The following is a 7,040-nucleotide window of genomic DNA, read 5'->3' on the forward strand; positions in this document are numbered from 1 at the left end:
AGATGAAGGCCACGGTGCGGCGCAATTACTCCAGCCCGGCCATCCACGCCGCCGGCATCGTCGCCCGCGTGCTCGGCGACCCGGCGCTGCGCAGCGCCTGGGAGGCCGACGTCGCCGCCATGCGCGAGCGCATCCTGGCGATGCGGCGCAGCCTGCACACGGTGCTGTCGGCCAAGCTGCCGGGCCGTGACTTCGGCTACTTCCTCAGCCAGCGCGGCATGTTCAGCTACACCGGGCTGTCTGCCGCCCAGGTCGACCGCCTGCGCGACGAGTTCGGCGTCTACCTGGTGCGCTCGGGCCGGATGTGCGTGGCCGGGCTCAACACCGGCAACGTCGAACGCACCGCGGTGGCGCTGGCGGCGGTGCTCGCCTGAAAGTGACGTTCTAGGAGGCTGTCGGGCTTTGGGTCGGGCCCGCGCCGGGGAGAGTTCGGCTGCCAGTCTAGGCGTCGGCGAGGCGTGTAGCCGAGCCACACAAAGAGCCGGCAACGACGAATGGCAGCCGAAATCTCCCCGGCCCTTCGGGTTGACCCCGAAAGCGGGCTGATCCGTCGTTGCAAATGCTCGCCATACCCACCGGTATGGCTGGGCTTTGCGCCCGGGCCGGGAGGCCCGGGCCTGCGCCAGGCACAAACAGTCCTCAGGACTGTTTGTGTCCGGGCGCAGCCTAGGCTGAGCCCGCTTTCGGGGTCAACGCGGGCCCGACCCAAAGCCCGACAGCCTCCTAGGCTTTGGCGTTCGCCTGGGCCCAGGCGGCCATGCCGCTGACGATCTCGGCGCGCGCGGCCTCCGGACCTTCCCAGCCCACCACCTTCACCCATTTGCCAACTTCAAGGTCTTTGTAGTGCTCGAAGAAGTGCTGGATGGTGTTCAGGCGCATCGGGTTGAGGTCGGCCGGCTTTTGCCACTGGGTGTAGATCGAAAGCACCTTGTCGATCGGCACCGCCAGCAGCTTGTTGTCGCCACCGGCTTCGTCGTCCATGCGCAGCATGCCCAGCGGCCGGCAGGTCACGACCACGCCCGGGATCAGCGGCACCGGGGTGATGACGAGCACGTCGACCGGATCGCCGTCGTCGGCCAGGGTCTGCGGCACGTAACCGTAGTTGCACGGGTAGTGCATCGACGTGCTCATGAAGCGGTCGACGAACATGGCGCCGCTGGCTTCGTCGACTTCGTACTTGATCGGGTCGGCGTTCATCGGGATCTCGATGATCACGTTGAACTCTTCGGGCGCCTTGGCGCCCGGCGTCACGTTGTGCAGGCTCATGGGGACTCTCGGGTGCTGAAAACTATGCGGGATTCTACCGAGAGGCCTTGCCAGGGCCTGACGGCCTTCCATGGTGCACCGCAGGAAAACACCATGCCGGGCCGGCTGCGCCATCCCGTAGCATCGCCGCGCTGTACTCTTACCCGTGGCGCCGGCCCATCCTTTGCGATGCCGGCGCAGTGATCAGAAGATACGACTGAGGAAGGAGAGTTTTTCATGTCCACCCCGATGGCGCTCTACGTGGCGCTGGCTTGTGGCTTTGCGGCCGTTCTCTACGGCTTTTTGCAACGCAGCTGGATCCTGAAACAGGATGCCGGCAACGCCCGCATGCAGGAAATCGCCGGTGCGATCCAGCAAGGTGCAGCGGCCTACCTGGCGCGGCAGTACCGCACCATCGCCATCGTCGGTGTCGTGCTGGCCGTGCTGATTGCGATCTTCCTCGGCGGCAAGACGGCCATCGGCTTCGTGCTCGGCGCGGTGCTCTCGGGCGCTTGCGGCTTCATCGGCATGAATATCTCGGTGCGCGCCAACGTGCGCACGGCGCAGGCCGCCACGCGTGGCATCGGGCCGGCACTGGACGTCGCCTTCAAGGGCGGCGCGATCACCGGCATGCTCGTCGTCGGCCTCGGGCTGATCGGCGTTGGCGGCTTCTACATCGCCATCGGCGGCCTGGCCACGCCTGACGCGGCCACGCTCAAGCCGCTGCTCGGCTTTGCCTTCGGCTCGTCGCTGATCTCGATTTTCGCGCGCCTGGGCGGCGGCATCTTCACCAAGGGCGCCGACGTGGGCGCCGACCTGGTGGGCAAGGTCGAGGCCGGCATTCCGGAAGACGACCCGCGCAACCCGGCTGTGATTGCCGACAACGTGGGTGACAACGTGGGCGACTGCGCCGGCATGGCGGCCGACCTGTTCGAGACCTACGCGGTCACGATCATCGCCACCATGCTGCTGGGCGCCCTGTTGCTCAAGGGCTTCGCCGAGCAGGCCGTGCTCTATCCGCTGGTGCTGGGCGGCTTCTCGATCATCGCTTCCATCATCGGCGTGTTCTTCGTCAAGCACACTCCCGGCCAGAAGATCATGACCGCGCTGTACAAGGGGCTGATCGTCGCCGGCTTGCTGGCGCTGATCGCCTTCTATCCGATCACCATGAACTTCATCGACGATCATGCGCTGGATGCCGTCATGGGTATCAGCGGCGGTACGCATATGCGTCTCTATGGCGCGGCCGTCATCGGTCTGGTGCTGACCGGCCTGATGGTGGTGATCACCGAGTACTACACGGCCACGGAGTACGCGCCGGTGCGCCACATCGCCGAAGCTTCCACCACCGGCCATGGCACCAACGTCATTGCCGGTATCGGCGTGTCGATGAAGGCCACGGCGCTGCCGGTGCTGTCGGTGTGCGCCGCCATCTGGGCGTCCTACGTGCTCGGCGGTCTCTACGGCATCGCCATCGCCGCGACGTCGATGCTGTCGATGGCTGGCATCATCGTCGCGCTCGACGCCTACGGCCCGATCACCGACAACGCCGGCGGCATCGCCGAGATGGCCGAACTGCCGAAGGAAGTCCGTGACGTGACGGACCCGCTGGATGCGGTCGGCAATACCACCAAGGCAGTGACCAAGGGCTACGCGATTGGCTCCGCGGGTCTTGCCGCGCTGGTGTTGTTCGCCGACTTTACCCACGGTCTCGAAGCCTTCAGGCCGGGTGTCAAGTTCCTGTTCGATCTGTCCGACCCGGCCGTGATCATCGGCCTCTTCGTCGGCGGCATGGTGCCCTACCTGTTCGCCGCGATGGGTATGGAAGCCGTCGGCCGCGCCGCCGGCGCCATTGTCGTCGAAGTGCGCCGCCAGTTCCGCGAAATCAAGGGCATCATGGAAGGCACGGGCAAGCCGGAGTACGGCACTTGCGTCGACATGCTGACCAAGGCCGCGATCAAGGAAATGATGATCCCCTCGCTGCTGCCCGTGCTGGTTCCCGTCGTTGTCGCCGTTGCCATGAATTTCCTGATGCCTCCGGTAGCCGGTGTCGGCGCCGGGGTGCGGGCTCTTGGCGGTGTGCTGATGGGCACCATCGTCACCGGCCTGTTCGTCGCGATTTCCATGACGACTGGCGGTGGTGCATGGGACAACGCCAAGAAGTACATCGAGGAGGGCAACTTTGGCGGCAAGGGTTCCGAAGCGCACAAGGCTGCCGTTACCGGCGATACCGTGGGCGATCCCTACAAGGATACGGCGGGCCCCGCGGTGAATCCGCTGATCAAGATCATCAACATCGTCGCGTTGCTGATCCTGCCGCTGGTGGTGTGATTCTTCGTAACATGATTGATCGAACGGGCAGCCTGCGGGCTGCCCGTTTTTTCGTGGCGCTGGCCATTCTGGCGGGCAGCGTTGCGGCGTGGGCGCAGAGCGAGCAGCCGGAGGCAGCCAGCGGCTTCGTACCGCGTCCTGCCGTTGCCGGCACCGGCTTCATGGCGGTCACCGCCAATGCCTACGCCACCGACGCCGCAGCGGAAATTCTGGAGTTGGGCGGCAATGCGCTTGACGCGGCAATCGCCGCGCAATGGGTGCTGAATCTGGTCGAGCCGCAGTCCTCCGGTGTGGGCGGCGGCGGCTTCCTGTTGCACTGGGACGCGAGGCGCCGCCAGGTCTCGGCCTGGGATGGCCGCGAGACCGCTCCCCGTGGCGCCAGCGCCAACTTTACACGACGTGCAGACGGAAGTCCGGCAGGTTTCGTCGAACTTCTGGCGACAGGCAAGGCGGTCGGTGTGCCGGGTCTCGTCGCCATGCTGGAAGCGGTGCATCGACGCCACGGCAAGCTGGCATGGGAACGGCTGTTTCGTCCGGCGATTCGCTTGGCGGAGAATGGATTCGCCATTTCGCCGCGCCTGCATGTGCTCTTGCGCGACGATCCATTGCTGCGCCGTGATGCGGCGGCGCGGGCGCTGTATTACCGGGAAGACGGTGCGGCAAGGCCGGTCGGCGAGATGCTGCGCAATCCGGAGTTCGCCACCGTCCTGCGGGCTGTTTCCGCGGGCGGCGCGAATGCCTTGCGCAATGGCCAAATCGCCGAGCGCATTGCCGGCGCGATAGCGCGGCGCGGCGGAATCCTGACTGCCGCAGACTTGCGCGACTACCAGCCGAAAGAGCGCGCCGCGGTTTGCGGCGCTTATCGCCGGTGGCGCATCTGCGGCATGCCGCCGCCTTCGTCCGGTGGCATCGGCGTGCTGCAACTGCTGGGCTTGCTGGAACGCAGCGGACCACCCGCGGTTGATCCGGTCGGCCCGGACGCGGTGCACCTGTTCGCCGAAGCGGGGCGCCTGACTTTCGCCGATCGGGCGCGCTATCTGGCCGATCCGGATTTCGTTGCGGTACCCCAGCGCGAACTGCTTCGATCACAGTATCTTGCGCAGCGCGCAGGTCTGATTGATCGTCAGCGCAGCATGGGTGTTGCCGCGCCGCCGGGGTATCTTCCGCAACGCCACTCGCAGGCCGACGACGATGCGCCCGAACTTCCCGCGACCACGCACATTTCGATCGTCGATCGGGCGGGCAATGCGGTAGCTTTGACCAGTTCGATCGAAAGCGCTTTCGGCAGCCGGATTCAGGTCGATGGCTTTCTGCTCAACAACCAGCTCACCGATTTTTCCCTGACCGACGAGCGCCACGGCAAGCCGGTCGCCAACCGGCTGGAACCTGGCAAGCGGCCACTGTCCTCGATGGCGCCGACGCTGGTCTTCGATGCGGATGGACGGCTGTATGCGGTGCTGGGTTCTCCCGGCGGCAGTCGCATCATCAACTATGTGGCACGGGCCCTGGTCGCGCTGCTCGATGGCCGAATGGAGCCGGCGGCTGCGCTTGCCCTGCCGCATCTCGGTAACCGCAATGGGGTTACCGAAATCGAGCGCGGGCGGGTATCGGATGCCCTGTCCATGGAACTGGAAAGGCGCGGTCATGCGGTGCAGCGCAGCGATATGACCAGTGGCCTGCACCTGATCGTGCGTAAGGGCGGGTGGTGGATCGGCGCGGTCGATCCGCGCCGCGAAGGCGTCGCCCGCGGCGACTGATCAGGCGGCCTGTCGGCGGAAATCGCGCAGACGGAAACCGAGCAGCCACAACGTGGCGAAATAGCCGGCGATTCCTCCCGCCACCACACCCGTCAGTCGCAGTACGCGCTGGCCGCCGCTCATTGTCAGCCACGCGGCATCCCGGTCGCTGCCAAACCACAACACGCCGCCCAGTACCACCAGCGCGGCGACGAGCCTCAGCATGAACAGGCTCCAGCCCGGTCGCGGCTGGTAGACGCCGCGCTGCCGCAGGCCGCGCCATAGCATTCCGGCATTGAAACAGGAGGCCAGGCCGATCGACAGCGCCAATCCGGCATGCTTGAGCCAGCCGATGAAGGCAAAATTCATCAACTGCGTCAGCGCCAGCGTGACCAAGGCGATTTTGACCGGCGTGCGGATATCCTGCCGGGCGTAAAAGCCGGGCGCCAGCACCTTGACCAGGATCAGTCCGGTCAGGCCGATCGAGTACGCGACCAGGGCTTCGCGGGTGCGCAACACATCGGCGGCGGCAAACGCGCCGTACTGAAACAGCGTGGCCAGTAGCGGCACCGCCAGCATGGCCAGCGCCAGCGACGCCGGCAGGGTCAGCATCAAGGTCAGGCGCAGGCCCCAGTCGAGCAGCGCCGAAAAGTCTTCCGTCTTGCCGCTGGCATGGGTCTTGGCCAGGCTTGGCAGCAAAATGGTGCCCAGCGCCGCACCAAGCAAGCCGGCCGGAAACTCCATCAGCCGGTCGGCGTAGTAGAGCCATGAGACGCTGCCGTTTTCGAGGAAGGAGGCGAAGATGGTATTGATCAGCAGGCTGATCTGCGCCACCGAGACGCCCAGCACCGCCGGCGCCATGAGCTTGAGAATGCGCTGCACGCCTTCGTCCCGCCAGGCCAGGTCGAAGCGCGGCAACATTCCGATCTTTGCCAGCGCCGGCAACTGGATGCCAAGCTGCAGCGCGCCGCCCAGGACTACTGCCCAGGCCAGCGCCAGCACCGGGGGATCGAACCACGGCGCGGCGAACAGCGCCATGCCGATGAAGGACAGGTTGAGCAGGACCGGCGTGAAGGCGGGCAGCGCAAAGCGGCTCCAGGTATTCAGGATGCCTGCGGCCAACGCGACCAGCGACATGAACAGGATGTAGGGAAAGGTAATCCGGGTCAGTTCCACGGTGAGTTGGAACTTCTCCGCGTCGGCGGCGAAGCCGGGTGCGGTGACGGCAATCAGCAACGGCGCAGCGGCCATGCCGAGGGCTGTGACGCCGATCAGGATCAGGAACAGCGCGCTGGCAACGCGATCGACCAGGCTCTTGGTTTCGTCGTCGCCACGGCGATTGCGATATTCGGCCAGCACGGGAACAAACGCCTGGGAAAAGGCGCCCTCGGCAAACAGGCGGCGCAACAGGTTGGGCAGGCGAAATGCGACGAAGAAGGCGTCGGTCATCATGCCGGCGCCGAAGCTGCGGGCGATCACGAAGTCGCGGACAAATCCCAGAATTCGGGAGAGCAGGGTCATCCCGCTGACGGTGGCCAGGGCGCGGAGCAGATTCATTACCGCTATGGTATCCGGGATGGCGAGACAGCACGGTGAATTTCCCCTATCAGTAATGTAGAGCCGGAACAGGCGGTTGATATGTAAAGCTGGACAAACCTGATCGATCCATGTAAAAAGGTGGGCATGGAGTTGGATCTGAAACGGATTTGCGTTCGTCCGGTGCGAGCT

General features: G+C 65.5%; 5 protein-coding genes. 3 read left to right on the forward strand and 2 right to left on the reverse strand.

Annotated features, from left to right (window positions below; genetic code table 11):
• Window positions 1-374 (forward strand): aminotransferase class I/II-fold pyridoxal phosphate-dependent enzyme (locus Q8L83_RS10180; protein WP_305286560.1); only part of this gene is annotated, 374 nt, incomplete at its 5' end.
• A gap of 349 nt (window positions 375-723) precedes the next feature.
• Here the strand turns inward: Q8L83_RS10180 and ppa are convergent.
• Complete coding sequence (gene ppa / locus Q8L83_RS10185) at window positions 724-1,266, reverse strand: inorganic diphosphatase (protein WP_305286562.1); 543 nt, start codon at window positions 1,264-1,266, stop codon at window positions 724-726.
• Between the two features lie 216 nt (window positions 1,267-1,482).
• Between ppa and Q8L83_RS10190 the strand changes: the two genes are divergently transcribed.
• A complete protein-coding gene (locus Q8L83_RS10190) occupies window positions 1,483-3,576 on the forward strand; it encodes a sodium-translocating pyrophosphatase (RefSeq protein ID WP_305286564.1) in 2,094 nt (697 codons plus the stop codon).
• Window positions 3,577-3,587: 11 nt separating this feature from the next.
• Window positions 3,588-5,333 carry a gamma-glutamyltransferase gene (gene ggt, locus Q8L83_RS10195; protein WP_305286566.1) on the forward strand — a complete coding sequence of 582 codons (1,746 nt, stop codon included), beginning with the start codon at window positions 3,588-3,590 and terminating at the stop codon, window positions 5,331-5,333.
• Here ggt and murJ read toward each other — a convergent pair.
• A partial coding sequence (gene murJ, locus Q8L83_RS10200) for a murein biosynthesis integral membrane protein MurJ (RefSeq protein ID WP_305286568.1) occupies window positions 5,334-7,040 on the reverse strand: 1,707 nt, incomplete at its 5' end. It abuts the gene before it with no gap.

Source organism: Phenylobacterium sp. (assembly GCF_030680185.1).
Lineage (GTDB): Bacteria > Pseudomonadota > Alphaproteobacteria > Caulobacterales > Caulobacteraceae > Phenylobacterium.

What these genes read in the sequence shown, in the direction of transcription:
- ppa (WP_305286562.1), bottom strand. Translation starts at nt 1,266, where the DNA reads ATGAGCCTGCACAACGTGACGCCGGGCGCCAAGGCGCCCGAAGAGTTC.
- Q8L83_RS10190 (WP_305286564.1), top strand. Translation starts at nt 1,483, where the DNA reads ATGTCCACCCCGATGGCGCTCTACGTGGCGCTGGCTTGTGGCTTTGCG.
- ggt (WP_305286566.1), top strand. Translation starts at nt 3,588, where the DNA reads ATGATTGATCGAACGGGCAGCCTGCGGGCTGCCCGTTTTTTCGTGGCG.